This is a genomic window from Phenylobacterium sp., assembly GCF_030693625.1.
Taxonomy (GTDB): Bacteria; Pseudomonadota; Alphaproteobacteria; order Caulobacterales; family Caulobacteraceae; genus Phenylobacterium; species Phenylobacterium ferrooxidans.
This window is the reverse complement of the sequence record NZ_JAUYAF010000065.1, coordinates 104,906-122,599: the sequence shown is the minus strand read 5'-3', so window position 1 is coordinate 122,599 and position 17,694 is coordinate 104,906. Positions and strand designations below refer to the sequence as shown.

Genomic DNA, 17,694 nt, shown 5'->3' with positions numbered 1-17,694 from the left:
TCGAAGGCGCAACGAATAGAGAGGCGGCCCGTTGGAGCGACGCAACGCTCGCCCCTTGGACGCCAATGACCCTCCAGCCCCCGCGACGCATCGATATTCGCGACAACCGGCTCGCAGCGGCGATCATTGAGCACGCCGTCGAGTACGCGATCCTGACGATGGAATTCGACGGGACCATCACCTCCTGGAGTCCGGGCGCTGAGCGGATGACCGGCTATGCCGAGGCGGAGATCGTCGGATCGAACTTCTCCCTGCTCTTCACCCCGTCCGACCGGTCGGCGGGGGAGGACAAGATCGAGCTCGCGACCACGCTGCGCGATGGTCGGGCCGAGGATTCCCGCTGGCACGTGAGCAAGAACGGCGGGCGCTTCTGGGCCAACGGCATGACAATGCTGATGCGCGACCCGGACCTGACCTGCCTGCTCAAGGTCATGCGTGACGAGACCCCCGCCAAGCGGGCGGACGAGCAGCGGGTGCTGCTGCTCAATGAGCTGAACCACCGGATCAACAACACCCTGGCCACGGTGCAATCCATCGCCGAGCAGACCCTGCGGGGCCGGGAGGTCAGCAGCGAAACCCGCGGTGATCTGGCTGGACGGCTGCTGACGCTCTCTGAGGCCCACCGGGTGCTGGTGGACGAAAACTGGGCGGGCGCGGACCTGCACACCATCGTACGCAAGGCCCTGGCCCCCCACGCCGGCGAAGAGAGCCGCATCGTCTTCGATGGCCCCGACGTGCGACTAAGTCCGCCGCAGGCCGTCTCGATGGCCCTGGCCCTGCACGAACTCGCCACCAACGCCCTCAAGTACGGATCGCTGACCACCCCCGACGGGTCGGTGCGGATTGACTGGAACCTGGCCCACGACGGCGCCGGCGGTCGGCACCTGACTTTCCTCTGGGAAGAGCATGGCGGGCCCGCGGTCGCGATCCCGACCCGCCGGGGTTTCGGAACCCGGCTCCTGGCCCGCACCTTCGCCGAGGAGAACGGGGGGAGGGCGGAGGTGCAGTACAATCCGTCGGGCCTGAGATGCCTGATCCACCTGCCGCTCTCCACCCGGGAAGAGGCGCTTGTCCTGGACCTGTCGGCCGACCCCGGGCAGTAGGGCCCGCCGCACGAAGCGGCGGCAAACTTGATCTAGCTCAAAGGCGCCAGCCGCCCGGTCCGCCAACCTGGGGTCCAAAGGAGACCCCAATGCCTGACATCGGCCTGATCCAGCAGATCTATCTCGGCGGCGTGATCACCGCCTTCCTGAGCTTCATCCTCGTGTTGGGATGGGGCGCTCTCTATTCCAATTCGGCGCCCCGCAAACACCTGGAGGCAGCCCCGGTTCGCCAGTCGGAGCCAGGCAAGGCCGCCTGAGGTTCGGCGTCAGGCGCGGCGGTAGTCGCTGTCGGGACCGGGCTTGCCGTCGGTGGTCACCAGGCCGCGCTTCACCAGGTCGATCATGTGGCCCAGCACGGAGCGCGCCGCCGCGGGGTGGAGCCTGGGATCAACGTCGGCATAGAGCACCGGGACCATCTCCCGAATTCGGCCATGGCCCTCGGTCACAGCCTTCAGCACCTGAGCCTCGCGGGCCCGGCGGTGAGCGATATAGGCGTCGATGAACGGCGCCACTTCGGTGACCGGCGGCCCGTGGGTCGGCCATAGGATGGAAAAGTCGCGCGCCTTCACCAGGTCCAGGCTGTCCATGTAATCTGTCATGTCGCCGTCCGGCGGCGTGATCACAGTTGTCGACCAGCCCATGATGTGGTCGCCGGAGAACAGCGCGTTCTCTTCCTTCAGCGCAAAGCAGATGTGGTTGGAGGTGTGACCCGGAGTGGCGATCGCCTCCAGCGTCCAGCCTGGCCCCTCCAGCACCTGACTACCGCCACACAGGCTGACGTCCGGCGAAAAGCCGAAGTCCGCGCCCGCCTCCATCCGCACGCCGCTGTCGTCCACCGGGATCTCGGCCACGGCGCAGCCGTAGATGGTCGCCCCCGTCCGCGCCTTCAGCGGTCCCGCCAGGGGCGAATGGTCGGAGTGGTGGTGGGTGATCAGGATGTGAGTGATCTTTTCGCCCGGCTCCAGGGTGCCCAGGATGGCCTCCAGGTGCTCGTCCATGTCCGGACCGGGGTCGATCACCGCCACCTCGCCGCGCCCGATGATGTAGGTGCCGGTGCCCAGATAGGTGAAGGGACCGGGATTGTTGGCCACCACCCGCCGGATCAGGGGGGAGACCTGGTCAGCCTTGCCGTAGTCGAACTTGATCTCGCGGACGTAGGGAATCATCGAGCGGTCTCCTTTGGGAGCGTGACAGCCTGAAGTGGGTACCGATTCAGGCGACCGTCACGCGACAGACTAAAGAAAAGGGCGGCGCTTATCGACTCCCGGCGCCGACCTTGCGCAGCAGCGCCTCAGTTCAGGATTGTGAGGCGGTTATGGCGGCGCAGGCGGTGATGTTTGTTTCAAAACGGCTTCAGCGGGTGGTCTTCGCCCTGATGTGTCTCATGACGGCGCAACTGATTCTGACCATGGCCAGCTGCGAGCCCGACGAACCGGCCCTTCTTGGCGCGGTCCGCGTGCCCATCTCCTATCCAGGCTAGGCTGGGAGGACGCCATTGAGGTCGTAGCCGGCCTGATGGCCGAGCTCCACCAGTTCGTCGCGCGAGCGCGCGCCGTCCATGGCCTCCCCCAGCGACCAGGTGATGATCGAGCGGGTGCCTGACCGGCAGAAGGCCAGCACCGGACCCTCTGAGTTTTCCAGGATCGAGCGCTCCTCGGCCACCTGGTCCTGGGTCGGACCGCCGCGCACCGGGATGTAGGCGTATTGCAGCCCCGCCGCCTTGGCGGCGGCCTCGACTTGCGCGCTGCTCGGCTGGGCCGGGTCCTCGCCGTCGGGACGGTTGTTAATCACCAGCTTGAACCCCAGGTCAGCGGCCCTTTTCAGGTCATCCAACCCGATCTGTGGGCTGACGGAGAGCTGGTCGGTGACGCGTCGGAATTCGGTCATGGTCTGACTTCACTTGAGGTGGGAGGAGGCCCTTCGTTGACATCATCGGGGGGCGATGAAACTTTCGCAACGCCCGGCCGTCAAAACGCCCTCCACCTTGAGCTTCCAAATCCATGTTGCGTTTCATAGGCCGACGACTCCTCGTGGCCATCCCGACGCTGTTCCTCGTCGTCACGCTCGCCTTCTTCATGATGCGCGCGGCGCCCGGCAGCCCGTTCGACATGGACCGCAAGCTCTCGCCCGAGATCGAGGCCAATGTCATGGCCAAGTACGGGATGGATAAGCCGCTGGGCGAGCAGTACGCCGACTACCTCAAGGGCGTGCTGCAGGGCGATTTCGGGCCGTCCCTGAAATACAAGGACAAGACCGTCCTGCAGATCCTGCAGGAGAACTACAAGGTCAGCCTCACCCTGGGCCTCTCGGCCATCACGCTTGCCGGCGCCATCGGCGTGACCCTGGGGGTGCTGGCGGCGCTGAAGCAGAACGGGTGGGTGGACTTCAGCGTCATGGGCGTGGCGATCATCGGAGTCTGCATCCCCACCTTCGTCACCGCGCCGCTGCTGGTGCTGCTGTTCGGCTCGATCCTGCAGTGGCTGCCCAACGGCGGGTGGAACGACGGGGCGATCCAGAACCTGATTCTGCCCATCACCGTCCTGGCCCTGCCTCAGATCGCCATCATCTCGCGCCTGACCCGGGCCGGCATGATCGAGGTGCTGCATTCCAACTATGTCCGCACGGCGCGGGCCAAGGGTCTTCCGGCCCACCGGGTGGTGTTTAAGCACGCTCTGCGCGCCGCCATCCTGCCCCTGGTGAGCTACCTCGGCCCGGCCTGCGCGGGCCTGCTCACCGGCTCCCTGGTGGTGGAGAAGATCTTCAACCTGCCGGGGCTCGGAAAGTTCTTCGTGATTTCCGCCCTGCAGCGCGACTACACCGTCGTCATGGGCATGGTGATCTTCTACGCCGCCCTGATCCTGTTCCTGAACCTGGTCGCCGACCTGCTCTATGCGGTCCTCGATCCCCGCGTGAGGCTGTCGTGAGCACTCCTATCCTCGCTCCCGGCTCGCGCGAAGGCGCGGCCCTCATGGAGACCGCCGTCAAGGGCCGCAGCCTGTGGGACGACGCGCGCCGTCGCCTGCTGCGCAACTGGGGGGCGGTGGGCGGCATGATCATGCTGGCCATCCTGGTGCTGGTGGCCCTGATCGGGCCCTATGTGACCCCCTTCGCCTACGATCAGATCAACAAGAACGACGTCTGGGCCGCGCCGCTGACCGGCGGCCACCTGCTGGGCGCCGACTCGCTTGGCCGCGACCTGCTGGCCCGGCTGCTCATGGGCCTGCGGGTTTCCCTGTCCATCGGCCTCATCGCCACCCTGGTCTCCCTGGTGATCGGGGTTGCCTGGGGCGCGGTGGCGGGCTTTGTCGGCGGAGTTGTGGACGAGGTGATGATGCGCATCGTCGACGTCCTCTATTCGCTGCCCTTCATCTTCTTCGTCATCCTGCTGATGGTGACCTTCGGCTCCAACATCATCCTGATCTTCATCGCCATCGGGGCGGTGGAGTGGCTGACCATGAGCCGGATCGTGCGCGGCCAGACCCTGTCGCTGAAGCACAAGGAATTCGTCGAGGCGGCCCGGGCTGCGGGCCTGACCCAAGGCTCCATCATCACCAAGCACATCGTGCCCAACCTGCTGGGGCCTGTGGTGGTCTATGTGACCCTGACCATCCCCGCCGTCATCCTGGCCGAGAGCTTCCTCAGCTTCCTGGGCCTGGGCGTGCAGCCCCCGATGGCCTCCCTGGGCACCCTGATCGCCGGCGGCGCCCAGGACATGGAGCTGGCCTGGTGGTTGCTGGTGTTCCCGTCGGTGACCATGGTCATCACCCTGATGAGCTTCAACTTCATCGGCGACGGCCTGCGCGACGCGATCGATCCCAAGGACCGGTGATCACGAATCCTTCTCCCGCAAGGGAGAAGGACCGCTCCCCTATCTGACCCGCCGGGCGCGGACCGCGCGCTGGCCGTCGAGGTTCATGAAGTAGCCCATGGCCGCCTTGCGAATCTCGGCCTTGGAGCCCGCCTTGGGCGGGCGGGCGAGAATCTCGCTGTCGTTCTGGGCCCAGACCGCGCCGCCCTCGAGTTCCACCGTCCAGCGGCGGTCGCCCCCCTGATAGGCGCGAACCACGGCGGTGGTCACCCGGTCCAGATCCTCGGGCTTCTCGCCGCGATCGAACATCGCCATGGAGGGCAGGGTGAAGCCGAAGGCCTGACGGCGCGCGGCCCGGGCCTGCTCGCGGTCCACCACGACGATGTCGCCCTGCTTCTCGGCCACGTCCAGGCTGGAGACCGCGGCGTCGTAGCAGGCCAGCCGCTCGGCGGCCTCGGTCTTGCCCTTGCAGTCGATCAGGTTCTGGAAGGTCGCCGTGCGCGCCGCGGCCCGGGGCTCGGCGGCTGACGCTGCGCTGGAGAGGGCAAAGGCGGCCATACCGAGGGCCACCAGCTTTAAGCGCGTGGGAAACTGTGTCATCCGTGGCCCCATGATCTCGATATCCCGCATTGATAAGGCGCTGCGGTCGCGCGGCAAGCCGATGATGTTGGCGCTCGCCGCCTTTTCGCTCCTGGCCACGGCCGGCTGCTCCCAGAAGGTCTCGCGCCCGGCCTGTCCAGCCGGCAAGGTCTGTCTGCAGGTGGGCAATGGCTCCGAACCCGCCAGCCTGGATCCGCACAAATCCACCGGCACCTGGGAAGACCGCATCATCTCCGACCTTATCGTCGGGCTGACGACGTCGGACATCGACGGCAAGTCGATTCCCGGCATGGCCGAGCGCTGGACCAGCAGTCCCGACGGCAAGACCTGGACCTTCTATCTGCGTGACGCCGTCTGGTCCGACGGGGTCCCGGTCACCGCCGACGACTTCGTCTTCTCCCTGCGCCGCATCCTGGATCCGAAGACGGCGGCCGAATACGCCTCGCTGATCTACTTCATCAAGAACGCCCAGCCAGTGAACGAGGGCAAGCTGCCGGGCGCCGAACTGGGCGCGCGCGCCGTCTCGCCCAGGGTGCTGGAGATCACCCTGGAGCACCCGGCCCCCTACATCACCGAGGTGGCCAAGCATCAGACCATGCTGCCGGTGCCCAAGCACGTGGTGGAGAAGTGGGGCGACGCCTGGAGTCAGCCGGGTCACTACGTCTCCAACGGTCCCTACATGCTGAAGAGTTGGACCCTGGGGGACCACGTCGGCGTGGTGAAGAACCCGCGTTTCTTTGACGCGGCCAACGTCTGCATCGATCAGATCAACTACTATCCCACCAATGACGCCATCGGCGCCGAGCGTCGCGTCCTGCGCGGCGAACTCGACATGAACGCCGACATCCAGTCCAACCGCATCGCCTTCCTGCGCGAGCGGATGCCGGAATACGTCCACACCAACACCTATCTCGGCGTCGCCTACCTGGCCTTCAACGCCTCGGTGCCCGCCTTCAAGGACAAGCGCGTGCGCCTGGCCCTCGACATGGCCATCGACCGGGAGTTCATCACCGGCAAGCTGCTGCGCGGGGGCCAGACCCCGGCCTATACCTTCGTGCCCCCGGGCGTGGCGAACTACACCCCCGCCGCGCCGCCGGTCTGGTCCACCTGGTCGCTGGAGAAGCGTCAGGCCGAGGCCCGTCGCCTGCTGGCGGAGGCGGGCTACGGTCCCAAGAACCCGCTGAAGATCGAGATCAAGCACCGCAACAGCCCTGATCCGATGCTCTTCATGCCGGCGGTCCAGGCCGATTGGAAGGCCGTGGGGGTCGATACGGCCCTGATGCAGAACGAGACCCAGATCGCCTATGCGGCCTATCGCTCTCGGGACTTCCAGGTGGCCGACGCCGCGTGGATCGCCGACTATAACGACGCCATGAGCTTCCTCTATCTGCAGCAGTCCTCCACGGGATCGCAGAACTATGGCGACTACAAGAATCCGGTGTTCGACGCCCTGCTGGCCAAGGCCGACAATGAGCCGGACGTGAACCTTCGCGCGGGCTACCTCGCCCAGGCCGAGCAAATCATGCTGGACGACGCCACCGTGGCGCCGGTCTTCTTCTACGTGAACAAGAACCTGGTCTCGCCGAAGATCACCGGCTGGAAGGACAACCTGGTGGATCACCACCGGTCGCGCTGGCTCTGCATGCCGCGGACGACCGGCTGACATCAGGGATTCGGTTTCGGCGTGGCCGTGCTCAGAGGCGCGGCGTCCCATCGCCTGGGAAGGGCGGCTGCGCGCCCGTCAGCCGTAGCCGAGCAACTCGCGCAGGCCCGGCGCCATGAAGTCCACCGCACGCTTCTGGTCGTCGGGCAGCACCTCGGGCAGGGTCATTCCCACCGACAGCTTCTCGCGGCTGGTGGCGCTGTGTTCGCGCGCCGACCCTACCCGAACGCGGTGGCGCCAGTCGTCGGGGAGGGAGATGCCGAACTTCGCCAGCAGGTCACGGAAATAGGTCTCCGCCGCAGCGGCCTCGAGGTCCTTCAGGTGGGCCACAATGTCCTCGTAGCGGACCAGGTGCACGCCCGTGCCTAGCCACGCCACCGCATGGAAGGTGAAGGCCTCCCGCAGGGCCGGTCCCTTCCCCGGAATCCCGAAGATCATCAGGTTCATCATCTGCTCGACGCTGACCGCCCCGTTCTTCAGGGGGTTCAGCTCGGGATGGTCCAGCTGGTCCGACAGACTGAACCGCGCGCGCGCCAGCACATAGTCATAAGGGTCGCGCACCAGGATCACCTGGTTGGCGTGCTTCAGGGCCATTAGCGAGATGTCGGCGAACAGCAGGTGGCCCACGCTGAACTGCGGCCGCGCGGGGTTCAGCGCCCCGATGTGTTGCTGCAGGTTCTGCACCTGGATGAACTCGCGATCGTAATGCTGCTCGGTGGGTACGAACATGCGCACGATGTTGCGCAGCAGGTGGGTGCCGCACTTGGGCACGCTGTTGAGGAACGCCGTCTGGCGCAACGGCGCCTGGGCGAACTTCCGCACCTCCGGCCCGAGGGTGTCAGGCTTGCTGCGGATGACGGCGACCGGTTGAGCCATGGGAGCGCTCCTCGAAACAAGAGTTATCGCTAGGCGCCGGGCAGTCCCGGCGCAACCGAAAATAAGTCGCGCTAAGGGTGCGGAAAATCCGCTAGCCTCATGGCGAAGGTCCAAGGGGGGCGGCGCCTACAAGATGAGTGGTTTCGACCAGACGCGGCGGGGCCTGATCGGGGGCCTGGCGGCGGCCGGACCGCTGGCCGCCTGCGCCACGGCCCTGCCCGGCGATCGCCGCATGATCCAGGTCAACCTTGCCGACACGCCCCTGCCGCCAGCGCCCGCCGATACGGCGCCATCCTCCGCCGCTGATGCGGTCCTTCAGGCCGGTTTCGACCCCGTCCAGCGGATGACCGTCCCGGTGATGATCGAGGGCAAGGGCCCCTTCACCTTCGTCGTCGACACCGGCGCCAACCACTCGGTGCTGTCCATCGAGACCGCCCAGGGCCTGGGTCTGCCCAGCGGCGGCGCCGCCGCCATCCATGGCATCGCCGGGGTCGAACCCGCCGAGACCGTCTATGTTCGCCAACTGGCCATCGGGAGCGTCGTCTCCAAGCGCATCCGCATGCCCCTGTTGGCGCGCCGCAACCTTGGCGCCGACGGCTTGCTGGGGGTCGATGTCCTGACCCGGCGCGACGTCCAGCTCGACTTCGAGCGCAACCGCTTCAACATCGCCCCCTCGAATTCCAGCTTCCGCCAGACGACAACGACCGGCGGCACGGGCCGACTGGGAACCCCTGTGTTCAACCCCAACATCGTCGTGGTCGCCGCGCGCTACCGCTTCGGCCAGTTGACGATCATAGACGCCGAGGTGGGCGTCGGCCTGGCCATCACCGCCTTCCTGGACTCCGGAGCCCAGTCGACCGTGGGCAACCTGGCCCTGCGGAACGCCGCCTTTCTCCAGGAGCCGGGCCTCGCCCTGCGAACGACGCGGGTGCAACTGGTCAGCGCCACGGGGCAGACGGTCTCAGGCGACCTGGCGCGGCTGCCGGGCCTGCGCCTGGGAGGCTTGCGGATCGGAAACCTCTCCTGCGTCTTCGCCGACCTCCACACCTTCAAGATCTGGGATCTGGTGGACCGGCCCGCCATCCTGATCGGCATGGACGTCATGCGTCACTTCAAGACCATCGAGCTCGACTTCGGCCGCCGGGAGGTGGTGTTCGAGACAGGCGCCAAGGCGGCCCCTTCCGTCGTGGGCCTCCCCGGTTCGGCGCCGCCGACCTGACTAGAATGGCTGGGGGGCCAGGACGGCGGCCTTGCCGCCGCTCCGCAGGCGCTCGTCCACCAGTCCATCCAGGGTGCTCTGAGCGCGCGGGTCGCCGAGGATCCAGGCCGCCGCCGCCAGGGTCTGCAGCGAGGTCGCCGACACGCCGAGCGCGCTCTCCAGGGCCTCGAAGGGTGAACTCTGCCGGGTCATCCGCTTCAGCCTCACCTCGCCTTTGAGGTCGGCCAGGGCCTTGGCCTTGTCCACGGCCTGATAGAAGCCGCCGATCTCGTCGACGAGGCCCAGCTGACGCGCCTGGGCCCCGGTCCAGACCCGGCCCTTGGCGATTTCGCGCACCCGGGCTTCCGGCAGACGCCTGCCCTCCGACACGCGGGCGATGAAGTTGGCGTAGATCCGGTCCATCCATCCGGCGAAGGCGGCCTGGTCGCTGGCCGAGAACTCCTGGCCCACGCCGAAGGCGCCGGCATAGGGGCTGCCCACCGTGGTTTCGCGCACGTCGACACCGTACTTGGCCAACGCGGGACCCAGGGCGAACTTGCCGCCGTAGACGCCGATGGAGCCGGTGAGGGTCGTGGGCTGGGCCACGATGGCCGAGGCCTCGGATGAGATCCAGTAGCCGCCGGAGGCCGCGTAGGTCCCCATCGAGACCACCACCGGCTTCTTGGCCGCCTTGGCCGCGCGCACCGCCGCCAGGATCTGCTCTGACGCCGTGTCCGAGCCGCCGGGCGAGGAGACGCGCAGGACGATAGCCTTGACGTTCTTGTCTTCCACGGCGTCGTAGATCGCCTTGGAGAGATCGTCGGAAAAGATGGTCGAGCCGCCGGTGAACGGGTTGCGGGCGCCGTCCTTGCCGGTGACGATCGCACCCTCGCCCTCGATCACCGCGATGGCGGGGCCCGAGCCGGTGCTGCGGTCGTGGTTGGCGCGCATGTAGTCGTCGAAATCCACTAGCTTTGCGCCGTCGCCGGCCTTGGCCAGGATCGCCGTCTGCGCCTCCTTCACCTGGCCGACCTTGTCGATCAGCCCCAGCCTGGCGGCGTCCTCGGCGAGATAAGGCCCGGCCTCGATGGAAGCCTGCAGGGCGGCGGGGTTCTTCTTGCGGTCCAGGGCCGCCGTGGTCAGGCCGGTGCGGTAGACCGACCCCATCCAGGACAGGGTCCCTTCCTTGTGGGCGGCCGTGTAGTCGTCGTGCAGGAACGGATTGACCGCGTTCTTGTACTCGTAGCGCTGTTCGTAGTCGGCCTTGACGCCATACTTGTCGAACAGGCGCTTGAAGAAGACCTCCTCGCTGGCCAGGCCGGTGACCTGGAACGAGGCCCCCGGCTGCATCCAGAGGTTTCCGGTCGAGGCGCCGAGCATGTAGGTGGCCGTCACCACGCCAGAGGGATAGAGCCCTTGGCTGTGGGCCAGGATCGGCTTGCCCGCCGCCTGGAAGTGCTTGAAGGCCAGGCGCAGTTCATCGGCCTGGGCCGGCTCCATGCCGCCCTCGGGCAGGCGCACCAGCACCGCCTTGACCTTGCCGTCGGTCTCGGCCCGGCGAAGGGTCTCGATCACCGACATCACCGACATCGACCTGCGGCCGAAGGCGGCCAGGGGATTGGAGGGGTCCTGGTCCGAGAGCGACTGGCGCAGGTCGAGGGCCAGGACCGCGCGCGCCGGCGTCACGTCAGGCCGCGCGGCGCTGGCGGCCATGGCGATCAGTAGGAAGGGCACGCCCACGAGGAACAGCACCAGGCCCGCGAAAACGCCGGCCGCGGTGATCAGAAACTGCTTCATGGGAATCCCGCGCGAGAAAGTCGCTCTAAAGCGTGACAGCCGGAAGTGGATACCGGTTCAAGCGACCGTCACGCTTTAGACGTAAGAAATGAGCCTGTTCATCCGTTTCAGATGAAGCCATCTGAAACGGACAGGCTCAGGCTATATGGCCACGGGTTTGGTTCAAATGAAGTCCCTGCAATCCGGGCGGGAGAATTTCCTTAGGCCGCCAGGGCCAGGCTCTTGGGCAGGACGTTGTCCAGGGACAGCAGGCTGACGATGCCCTCGTCGGTGGACATCACCGCGTCGACGAACTCCCGCACCTGGTCGGCGCCCACGTCCGGCGGCTCGTGCAGCATGTTCTCGGTGACCGTGAGGATGTCGCAGACCGCATCCACCAGCAGGCCAACCTCGCGGTCATGGATCTGGGTGACCACCACGACGGAGGACTGGTTCGGCGTCGCCATGCCCAGGCCCAGGCGCGAGGCCAGGTCCACAACTGGCAGGATGGAGCCGCGCAGGTTGATCATGCCCAGCACGTGGGATGGCGCGTGGGGCAGGGGGGTCGAGGCGGTCCAGCCGCGGATCTCGCGCACCGACATTATGTCGATGGCGAACTGCTGCCCGCCGGCCATGATGGAGATAAGCTCGGCGCCGACGTGCGGCAAACCCCCGGTCGCTTGCATCAGAACTTCCCCGCTGGATGGCCTAGCGGCGCCGTTGCGCACGACGCCAGCCCCAGGTCTGAACCGCTACGGTTAATGTTTCGGAAATCGCGGTCCCAGGCTTGGCGCTCACGGGCGTGGCGCGTTGTCGCGCCCGCGACGGCTGCTGTCAGCGATCCAGATCGCAGGTCACTTGGACCCGGGGGGCGGTCCTTGTCGGGTCGCCTGGTCGCTGGGGGGTATCGCCCAGGGGTTCCAGGGGCCGGCCTGCGGATCGCGCGCCGTAAGGATCACAACCTCGGGGCCATCCAGGCGAACAGCGCTCAAAACCCCCGTCGCGTAGGCGCCGGTATCCAGCCCGACGCGATGACCCAGGACCTCGGCCGTGTCGCCGCGCCAACTGTGCCCATGCACGATGATCTTTTCGTACGGCCCGGGCGCGTCGGTGAACGCCTCCCGGATCCCCAACAGATCACGGGTCTCCTGAGCGGCAAGGGGCTTGCTTGGCCGAATTCCGGCGTGGACGAACGCGTAGTCGCCCACCACGACCATCAGTTCAAGGCTGTCGAGCAGCCTGAGGTGCGAAGCTGGCAGACGCGCCAGAAGATCGTCGCGGGCGCGGAACAGGTCCACGATCCCCGCATCTGGACGCGGCGCCTCAACCCCGTACGCCGCCAGGGTCGCCAGGCCGCCGAACTCAAGCCAGCCGCGGCCCGCATCGGGGTCGTCAAGGAAGGTCAGCAAAGCCTGCTCGTGATTGCCCTTCAGCAGCCTGACCTGCAGGTGAGCATGACGCTGCAGCCAGATCAGGGCTTCCAGGACGGCTGCGGACTGCGGGCCCCGGTCGATGTAGTCGCCGCAGAAGATCAGCATTGGCCGACGCCCGTCTGCGCGCGTCGGATAGTCTTGTGTAATCGTGAGAAGCAGGGCTTTCAGCAGATCATAGCGTCCGTGGATGTCGCCAATGGCGAAGACGAGTTCCCCCGCCGTGCCCGGCCCTGGGCCCCCGTCGGCGGTCGAGGCGGGGCGGATTTTGTCGATGCCGGAACGGGCCATACGCAACCGCCTAGAATTCGGGGAGATCTTCGGCGCGATCACGCTCGACCGCAGCATGCCGGTCGAGTTCGGCGGCCAGGTCCCGGTAGCCCGCCGCCACCGCTAGTGGCGGGGCTTCGGCGCTCTGCAGGAGATCAGCCCAACGGTAATTATAGTTCGCCAGCACCTCGCTTGGGACGCCGGCGCGGCGGGCTTGGGCATAGGCGCGCCGCAGATGCTGATCGGCGGTCATCATCGCCTCATGACCGCAGTGGGCCTGCTCATAGTCTGACCCGCCCGCGCAGTCCGTCGCCGGCGCGGCGCGTTTCACGGGATCGCGCGCGCGGCTGACCAGGGCGGGGCGCAAGGCGACCCGGGCGGGCTGCTGTTGCGTTTCCCGGGGGACCGGCGTTGCCGATACAGCCGCGGCCTGGACGGGCGCAGCTGGGGAGTCGTCGATAGCCGGGGCCTGTCCAGTGACCATGTCCGCGGCTGTCGGCGCCGGCGCGCTCACGATGACCCGCGGCGCCGGCGGAGTCCCTGGGCCGGGCGCCGCCCTCTGGGGTGGGGAGCCGGGAGAGGGTCCATCAAGCATGAAGGCGAACAGGGCGCCGGCGGCGATGGCCACCACGAGGGCGCCGAGGATTGTCCGAACGCGAGGCCTCGATCTTGTTGTGTCGGGCAGGGCTTCAGGGGCTTGCGCGGCGGTCTGGTCTACGGGCGGGTGCAAGACCTGAGCGCCGAAGATGGACTCCATGTCGCTGGCGACCTGACCAAAGGCCCATGGATCATGTGGGGGCCCTGCAACTTGGCCCGATGGGCTGGCCGACGCGCCGGGTCCCGGCCGCCCAACCGTTTCGTATACCATTGAACTCGGGCTCTCCATGGGCTGCGACCCGTCTGGGCGGCCGGCATGTGGAGATAACGAGGAGCGGCGAAGATTGATCCCGTCGACGCCGTCAGGGCGGCAAGCGCGGGGTCCGGTCGATGAGTCCCGGACCTCAGCGCGAGGCCTCGGCGCAGCAAGAGATCAGGCGAACAATCAGATGATGAAAGTGACCGTCGCCCAGACGAGCGAGGCGAGCAGCACCCAGGCGAGCGAGGCGGCGACCAGAATGAAGAGCTTACGCGGCGCTAGGCCGGTGTTGTCGCCGGACTTCATGGTCGTCCGCTCGACGGTTGGATAGGGCGCAACAAGCGGCGCCTGAGCGCCGGTCGGCACGGTGTCTGCGGAGACCGCATCCATCGTCCGCTGCAGCGATTTCTCGCCTACCGGTCTCATAGGTCCTCCACAGCTTGCGGGCATGCGGTCGAGCCAGCACGCGCCTTCCAGGCCTGTCCGAGAAATCTACCACATCTGAAATGCGCCGGGCTTGTAAATCTTCCTCTCTGCAACCGCGCGATTGGCGTCAGGGCCGCGGCGCGATGGGAGCCACGCGGGGCGTGCTGCGGCTGAACCAGGCCGACAGCGGCCGTTCGACCACCGCGTAGACCACCAGGCCGCTGGCGACGCCCACCACCAGGGACGCCCCGAACGTCACGGGCGGAGGCAGGTCCGCGAGGGGCCGCAACAGCCGGACGACGGCCGAGATCGCCAGGCCGTGAACAAGGTAGATCGAGTAGGAGGCGTCCCCCAGGCGTTGCATCGCGGGCCAGGCCGGAACGCCGAGATGACGCTCGATGGCGACGCAGCCGGTCACCAGCAAGGCGGCGGGCGCCCCCCACAGCAGCAACCGGGCAGGCGCGACATCCACCCCGGAGACGGCTGTCCAGGCCAGGGCTCCGAGCCCGCCGGCGATCAGCAGTCCCGCCACGGCAGGCCCCGGAAGACGGTCGTTGGACCAGGCCCAACCCAGCCAGACGCCGGCGGCGAACTCCAGGAGGATGGGATCGGTGAAGGTCGCCCACAAGGCGTTGCTGGGGTCGCCAAGCGGGCGCGCGAGGACCAGGGCCAGAAGGCAGCCGCTCACCAGCCACGCTCGCAACCGCAGCGGCGCGAAGAGCAAGGCGGCGAATATCAGATAGAAGAAGAACTCGTAGCTCAGGGTCCAGCCGGGCACGATGAGCGGGGCGATGAGCCCGTCCGGCGCGACGTGCGGGATGAACAACAACGACTGGCCGACGTGCGCGAGGGTGGGACGCATCGCCGGAAAGGCCATGGGCGCCGCGATGGCCAGCGCCGCTGTGGCCAGTGTGACGAGCCAGTAGAGCGGAACGATGCGCTCGATCCGGCGTAGCAGGAACACGCCGGGGTGGGGCGGTCGGCCGGAGGTCACGACCCACATGATGAACCCGGAGATCACGAAGAAGACGTCGACGCCCGCGGCGCCCACTCCGAATGACCCTCCGGCGCGGTCGGCCGCGTGGAACACCACGACCGCCAAGGCGGCGACGCCACGCAGGTATTGGATCGAGCGGACCAGGTTCGGCGCTGACGGCCGGATCGCCGCGTCGGCCGGTGAAGCTGAGGTCATTGGGAGTCCGATCCGCGCCGGCTTGTCGCGCCTGGGCCCAAACGGCCTGTCGCGCGTTTGGTTCGCATCGCGCCAACCCCCACCGTGGATCGCCCTTTGAAGCTCGCCTATTTCGTACACGATCTCAACGACCCGGCGGTGGCGCGCCGGGTGCGCATGCTGCGCGCCGGCGGCGCCGAGCCGGTGGTTCTGGGGTTCTACCGTGGTGACGCTCCGCCCGACATGATCGCCGGCGCCGAGGCCATCGACCTGGGCCGGACCTATGACGGCCGCCTCGGCCATCGCGCGCGCGCCACGCTGCGCGCCACGCTGGGCGCCGGGCGTCTGCGTGAGATCCTCGCCGGCGTCGAGGTGGTTCTGGCGCGCAGCCTCGAGATGTTGCTGGTGGCTGTCGCGGCCCGGCGGCTATGCGCTACCAGCGCCGGGGTCGTCTATGAGTGTCTCGACATCCATCGCGTGATGTTGGGGCAAAATCTGGCGTCCCGGACCATGCGCGGCCTGGAACGCGCCCTGATGAGGCGCTGCAGCCTGCTGGTCGTGAGTTCCCCGGCCTTCACGCGCGAGTATTTCGAGGCGCTGCAGGGCCTCGGCCCGGACGCACCGCCCCCTGTGCTGCTGCTGGAGAACAAGGTCCTCGAGCTCGACGAGCCGTCGCTGTCACGGGCGCGGGAGCGGGAGCGGTCGGCAGCTCGGCCTTGGCGTATCGCCTGGCTTGGGGCCATCCGGTGCCGCCGGAGCCTCGACATCCTCACTGACCTGGCCCGTCGGCGGCCAGATCTCGTCGACGTCCGCATCCATGGCCGGCCCGCCTATTCGGAGTTCGCCGATTTTGCAGCTCAGACCACCCAGACGCCCAACCTGATGTTCGGAGGCGCCTATGTGGCCGATGACTTGCCGCGGCTCTACGGCGACGCCGACTTCTGCTGGGCGATCGATTACATGGAGGAGGGCCAGAACTCGGCGTGGTTGCTGCCCAATCGCGTCTATGAGAGCTCCCGTTTCGGCGCCACACCCATCGCGCTCAAGGGCGTGGAAACCGGGCGCTTCCTGGAAGCCCGTGGGTTCGGTGTCCGCCTGGCGGACGGCCTCGATATCGAGGCGTTCCTGGATCAGCTGACCCCCGAGGCCTACGCCGCCCTTCGGACCAGGCTGCAGGCCGCGCCAAGCCACGATTTCTACGCTGATCGTTCGGACTGCCTCGCGCTGGTCGAGACTCTGTCGGCCGCGCGGCGCCTCCCGACGGACGGGGGAAAGTGAGAGCCAAAACCCGACAGCAAGCGGAACCCTAGGACGATCCAGGGCTTCCCCTGTTGGGACGTGCCAGCCCTTCGTGGGCCACGGCGACGGTGAGACTTTATCGCATGCAAAACGCCAATCCAGACGCTACGGCGCGTCTTGACCGGAGATCGGATGTCCTGACCGAGCGCCCGCCGAGTCGAAGGGTGCGGGTCTCCAAAGGGCGTCCGTCGGACAGTGGCTCGTGGTCAGGCTTGAACACGGCCACGGCGGATCAGGCACTGATCGTTATCCCCTGTCTGAACGAGGCGCCGATCATCGCCGACGTCATCGCCGCAATTCTCCAGGACGATGGGCTGAAGCGCCCGCTCGTCGTGGTCGCCGACGGCGGATCCACGGATGGCTGCCTGGAGATTGTTCGACGCCTCGCGGCGCAGGATGACCGTATCCGCCTCCTGCCCAATCCAAAGCGCCTGCAGGGCGCGGGCGTGAACCTGGCGGCCTTGGGCGCCGAGCCGGGAACAACCTGGCTGGTCCGCGTTGACGCCCATGCGGAGTATCCGCCGAACTACGTATCGACGCTGATCGCCGAGGCGCGCCGTACGGAGGCGACCTCGGTGGTGGTGGGCATGGACACCCAGGGGACCGGCTACTTCCAGCGGGCGGTGGCGGCGGCGCAGAATTCGCGACTGGGAGCCGGTGGATCAGCCCACCGCAACGGAGGCGCCGCAGCCTGGGTCGATCACGGTCATCATGCCCTGTTCAGCCTGGCCGCGTTCCACGCTGCGGGGGGGTATGACGAGAGCTTCAGTCACAACGAGGATGCGGAACTCGACATCCGTCTTGTTCGCCAGGGCGGGCGCATCTGGCTGACCGACAAGGCGCAGATCGTCTATCACCCCCGCAGCAGCCCGCGGGCCCTGTGGCGTCAGTACTTCAATTATGGAATTGGCCGGGCGCGCACCGTCCTGAAGCACCGCACCCGGCTCCGACTTCGTCAGGCGCTGCCGCTCGCCGTTGCGCCGGCGATCATCCTGGCCGCCGCCGCGCCTTGGGCGTGGCCCCTGGCGCTGCCGGCGGTCGCCTGGGCGGGTCTCTCCCTGACCTATGGATTGGCGCTCGGACTTCGTCGCCGCGACGCTGCCTCGGCCCTGTCTGGACTGCCCGCCATGATCATGCATCTGGCCTGGTCGGCCGGTTTCTGGGTCGCGCTGCTGCGCGCACGCCTCTCCGCTGCGCGTCCGGGCGGCTAGGCTCTCC

At 67.5% G+C, this 17,694-nt stretch carries 19 protein-coding genes; 9 read left to right on the top strand and 10 right to left on the bottom strand.

Annotated features, from left to right (window positions below; all coding sequences use genetic code 11):
• Positions 1–65: 65 nt before the first annotated feature.
• Together Q8N10_RS14645 and Q8N10_RS14640 are read left to right on the top strand one after the other, a co-directional pair.
• On the top strand, positions 66–1,103 hold the full coding sequence (locus tag Q8N10_RS14645; protein WP_304777291.1) for an HWE histidine kinase domain-containing protein: 1,038 nt from the start codon (positions 66–68) through the stop codon (positions 1,101–1,103).
• 89 nt (positions 1,104–1,192) lie between these two features.
• Positions 1,193–1,360 carry a hypothetical protein gene (locus Q8N10_RS14640; RefSeq protein ID WP_304777292.1) on the top strand — a complete coding sequence of 56 codons (168 nt, stop codon included), beginning with the start codon at positions 1,193–1,195 and terminating at the stop codon, positions 1,358–1,360.
• 9 nt (positions 1,361–1,369) lie between these two features.
• Here Q8N10_RS14640 and Q8N10_RS14635 read toward each other — a convergent pair whose 3' ends face one another.
• Positions 1,370–2,269, bottom strand: coding sequence for an MBL fold metallo-hydrolase (locus Q8N10_RS14635; RefSeq protein WP_304777293.1), 900 nt, complete (start codon positions 2,267–2,269; stop codon positions 1,370–1,372).
• A gap of 110 nt (positions 2,270–2,379) precedes the next feature.
• On the opposite strand from Q8N10_RS14635, the gene Q8N10_RS14630 reads away from it, so the two are divergent.
• Complete coding sequence (locus Q8N10_RS14630) at positions 2,380–2,583, top strand: hypothetical protein (RefSeq protein ID WP_370690195.1); 204 nt, start codon at positions 2,380–2,382, stop codon at positions 2,581–2,583.
• Here the strand turns inward: Q8N10_RS14630 and Q8N10_RS14625 are convergent.
• A complete protein-coding gene (locus Q8N10_RS14625; protein ID WP_304777294.1) occupies positions 2,580–2,990 on the bottom strand; it encodes a TIGR01244 family sulfur transferase in 411 nt (136 codons plus the stop codon). The genes Q8N10_RS14630 and Q8N10_RS14625 overlap by 4 nt on opposite strands.
• A gap of 113 nt (positions 2,991–3,103) precedes the next feature.
• Between Q8N10_RS14625 and oppB the strand changes: the two genes are divergently transcribed.
• Together oppB and Q8N10_RS14615 are read left to right on the top strand one after the other, a co-directional pair.
• Positions 3,104–4,027, top strand: coding sequence for an oligopeptide ABC transporter permease OppB (gene oppB / locus Q8N10_RS14620; RefSeq protein WP_304777295.1), 924 nt, complete (start codon positions 3,104–3,106; stop codon positions 4,025–4,027).
• Positions 4,024–4,932, top strand: a complete 909-nt coding sequence (locus Q8N10_RS14615; RefSeq protein WP_304777296.1) for an ABC transporter permease — start codon at positions 4,024–4,026, stop codon at positions 4,930–4,932. The genes oppB and Q8N10_RS14615 overlap by 4 nt, the downstream gene beginning before the upstream one ends.
• Before the next feature lie 39 nt (positions 4,933–4,971).
• On the opposite strand, the gene Q8N10_RS14610 is transcribed toward Q8N10_RS14615, so the two are convergent.
• Positions 4,972–5,469 (bottom strand): hypothetical protein, encoded by a 498-nt coding sequence (locus tag Q8N10_RS14610; RefSeq protein WP_304777297.1) that lies wholly within the window; start codon positions 5,467–5,469, stop codon positions 4,972–4,974.
• A 52-nt stretch (positions 5,470–5,521) separates the two neighbouring features.
• Here Q8N10_RS14610 and Q8N10_RS14605 point away from each other — a divergent pair, with 52 nt between their 5' ends.
• The gene (locus Q8N10_RS14605) at positions 5,522–7,174 is read left to right on the top strand and encodes a peptide ABC transporter substrate-binding protein (RefSeq protein ID WP_304777298.1); all 1,653 of its coding nucleotides are present in this window, start codon (positions 5,522–5,524) and stop codon (positions 7,172–7,174) included.
• A gap of 78 nt (positions 7,175–7,252) precedes the next feature.
• On the opposite strand, the gene Q8N10_RS14600 is transcribed toward Q8N10_RS14605, so the two are convergent.
• On the bottom strand, positions 7,253–8,050 hold the full coding sequence (locus Q8N10_RS14600) for a hypothetical protein (protein ID WP_304777299.1): 798 nt from the start codon (positions 8,048–8,050) through the stop codon (positions 7,253–7,255).
• Between the two features lie 133 nt (positions 8,051–8,183).
• Here Q8N10_RS14600 and Q8N10_RS14595 point away from each other — a divergent pair, with 133 nt between their 5' ends.
• Positions 8,184–9,269 (top strand): retroviral-like aspartic protease family protein, encoded by a 1,086-nt coding sequence (locus Q8N10_RS14595; RefSeq protein ID WP_304777300.1) that lies wholly within the window; start codon positions 8,184–8,186, stop codon positions 9,267–9,269.
• Here Q8N10_RS14595 and sppA read toward each other — a convergent pair whose 3' ends face one another.
• The 6 genes from sppA to Q8N10_RS14565 all read right to left on the bottom strand — a co-directional run bounded on the left by sppA (position 9,270) and on the right by Q8N10_RS14565 (position 15,198).
• The gene (gene sppA, locus Q8N10_RS14590) at positions 9,270–11,045 is read right to left on the bottom strand and encodes a signal peptide peptidase SppA (RefSeq protein WP_304777301.1); all 1,776 of its coding nucleotides are present in this window, start codon (positions 11,043–11,045) and stop codon (positions 9,270–9,272) included. It lies immediately after the preceding gene.
• A 200-nt stretch (positions 11,046–11,245) separates the two neighbouring features.
• The gene (locus Q8N10_RS14585) at positions 11,246–11,710 is read right to left on the bottom strand and encodes a chemotaxis protein CheW (protein WP_215341652.1); all 465 of its coding nucleotides are present in this window, start codon (positions 11,708–11,710) and stop codon (positions 11,246–11,248) included.
• 168 nt (positions 11,711–11,878) lie between these two features.
• Positions 11,879–12,745: a metallophosphoesterase family protein gene (locus Q8N10_RS14580; RefSeq protein ID WP_304777302.1), complete on the bottom strand. Its 867-nt coding sequence runs from the start codon at positions 12,743–12,745 to the stop codon at positions 11,879–11,881.
• A 10-nt stretch (positions 12,746–12,755) separates the two neighbouring features.
• Positions 12,756–13,091, bottom strand: coding sequence for a hypothetical protein (locus tag Q8N10_RS14575; RefSeq protein WP_304777303.1), 336 nt, complete (start codon positions 13,089–13,091; stop codon positions 12,756–12,758).
• Positions 13,092–13,766: 675 nt separating this feature from the next.
• Positions 13,767–14,006, bottom strand: coding sequence for a hypothetical protein (locus tag Q8N10_RS14570; RefSeq protein ID WP_304777304.1), 240 nt, complete (start codon positions 14,004–14,006; stop codon positions 13,767–13,769).
• A gap of 127 nt (positions 14,007–14,133) precedes the next feature.
• Complete coding sequence (locus Q8N10_RS14565; RefSeq protein ID WP_304777305.1) at positions 14,134–15,198, bottom strand: acyltransferase; 1,065 nt, start codon at positions 15,196–15,198, stop codon at positions 14,134–14,136.
• A gap of 96 nt (positions 15,199–15,294) precedes the next feature.
• Here Q8N10_RS14565 and Q8N10_RS14560 point away from each other — a divergent pair, with 96 nt between their 5' ends.
• Both Q8N10_RS14560 and Q8N10_RS14555 read left to right on the top strand, forming a co-directional pair.
• The gene (locus tag Q8N10_RS14560; protein ID WP_304777306.1) at positions 15,295–16,455 is read left to right on the top strand and encodes a glycosyl transferase family 1; all 1,161 of its coding nucleotides are present in this window, start codon (positions 15,295–15,297) and stop codon (positions 16,453–16,455) included.
• 233 nt (positions 16,456–16,688) lie between these two features.
• Positions 16,689–17,687, top strand: coding sequence for a glycosyltransferase family 2 protein (locus Q8N10_RS14555; protein WP_304777307.1), 999 nt, complete (start codon positions 16,689–16,691; stop codon positions 17,685–17,687).
• Positions 17,688–17,694: the final 7 nt, after the last annotated feature.

What these genes read in the sequence shown, in the direction of transcription:
- Q8N10_RS14600 (WP_304777299.1), bottom strand. Translation starts at nt 8,050, where the DNA reads ATGGCTCAACCGGTCGCCGTCATCCGCAGCAAGCCTGACACCCTCGGG.
- Q8N10_RS14635 (WP_304777293.1), bottom strand. Translation starts at nt 2,269, where the DNA reads ATGATTCCCTACGTCCGCGAGATCAAGTTCGACTACGGCAAGGCTGAC.
- sppA (WP_304777301.1), bottom strand. Translation starts at nt 11,045, where the DNA reads ATGAAGCAGTTTCTGATCACCGCGGCCGGCGTTTTCGCGGGCCTGGTG.
- Q8N10_RS14610 (WP_304777297.1), bottom strand. Translation starts at nt 5,469, where the DNA reads ATGGCCGCCTTTGCCCTCTCCAGCGCAGCGTCAGCCGCCGAGCCCCGG.
- oppB (WP_304777295.1), top strand. Translation starts at nt 3,104, where the DNA reads ATGTTGCGTTTCATAGGCCGACGACTCCTCGTGGCCATCCCGACGCTG.
- Q8N10_RS14625 (WP_304777294.1), bottom strand. Translation starts at nt 2,990, where the DNA reads ATGACCGAATTCCGACGCGTCACCGACCAGCTCTCCGTCAGCCCACAG.
- Q8N10_RS14570 (WP_304777304.1), bottom strand. Translation starts at nt 14,006, where the DNA reads ATGAGACCGGTAGGCGAGAAATCGCTGCAGCGGACGATGGATGCGGTC.
- Q8N10_RS14605 (WP_304777298.1), top strand. Translation starts at nt 5,522, where the DNA reads ATGATCTCGATATCCCGCATTGATAAGGCGCTGCGGTCGCGCGGCAAG.
- Q8N10_RS14595 (WP_304777300.1), top strand. Translation starts at nt 8,184, where the DNA reads ATGAGTGGTTTCGACCAGACGCGGCGGGGCCTGATCGGGGGCCTGGCG.
- Q8N10_RS14640 (WP_304777292.1), top strand. Translation starts at nt 1,193, where the DNA reads ATGCCTGACATCGGCCTGATCCAGCAGATCTATCTCGGCGGCGTGATC.
- Q8N10_RS14565 (WP_304777305.1), bottom strand. Translation starts at nt 15,198, where the DNA reads ATGACCTCAGCTTCACCGGCCGACGCGGCGATCCGGCCGTCAGCGCCG.
- Q8N10_RS14585 (WP_215341652.1), bottom strand. Translation starts at nt 11,710, where the DNA reads ATGCAAGCGACCGGGGGTTTGCCGCACGTCGGCGCCGAGCTTATCTCC.
- Q8N10_RS14580 (WP_304777302.1), bottom strand. Translation starts at nt 12,745, where the DNA reads ATGGCCCGTTCCGGCATCGACAAAATCCGCCCCGCCTCGACCGCCGAC.
- Q8N10_RS14645 (WP_304777291.1), top strand. Translation starts at nt 66, where the DNA reads ATGACCCTCCAGCCCCCGCGACGCATCGATATTCGCGACAACCGGCTC.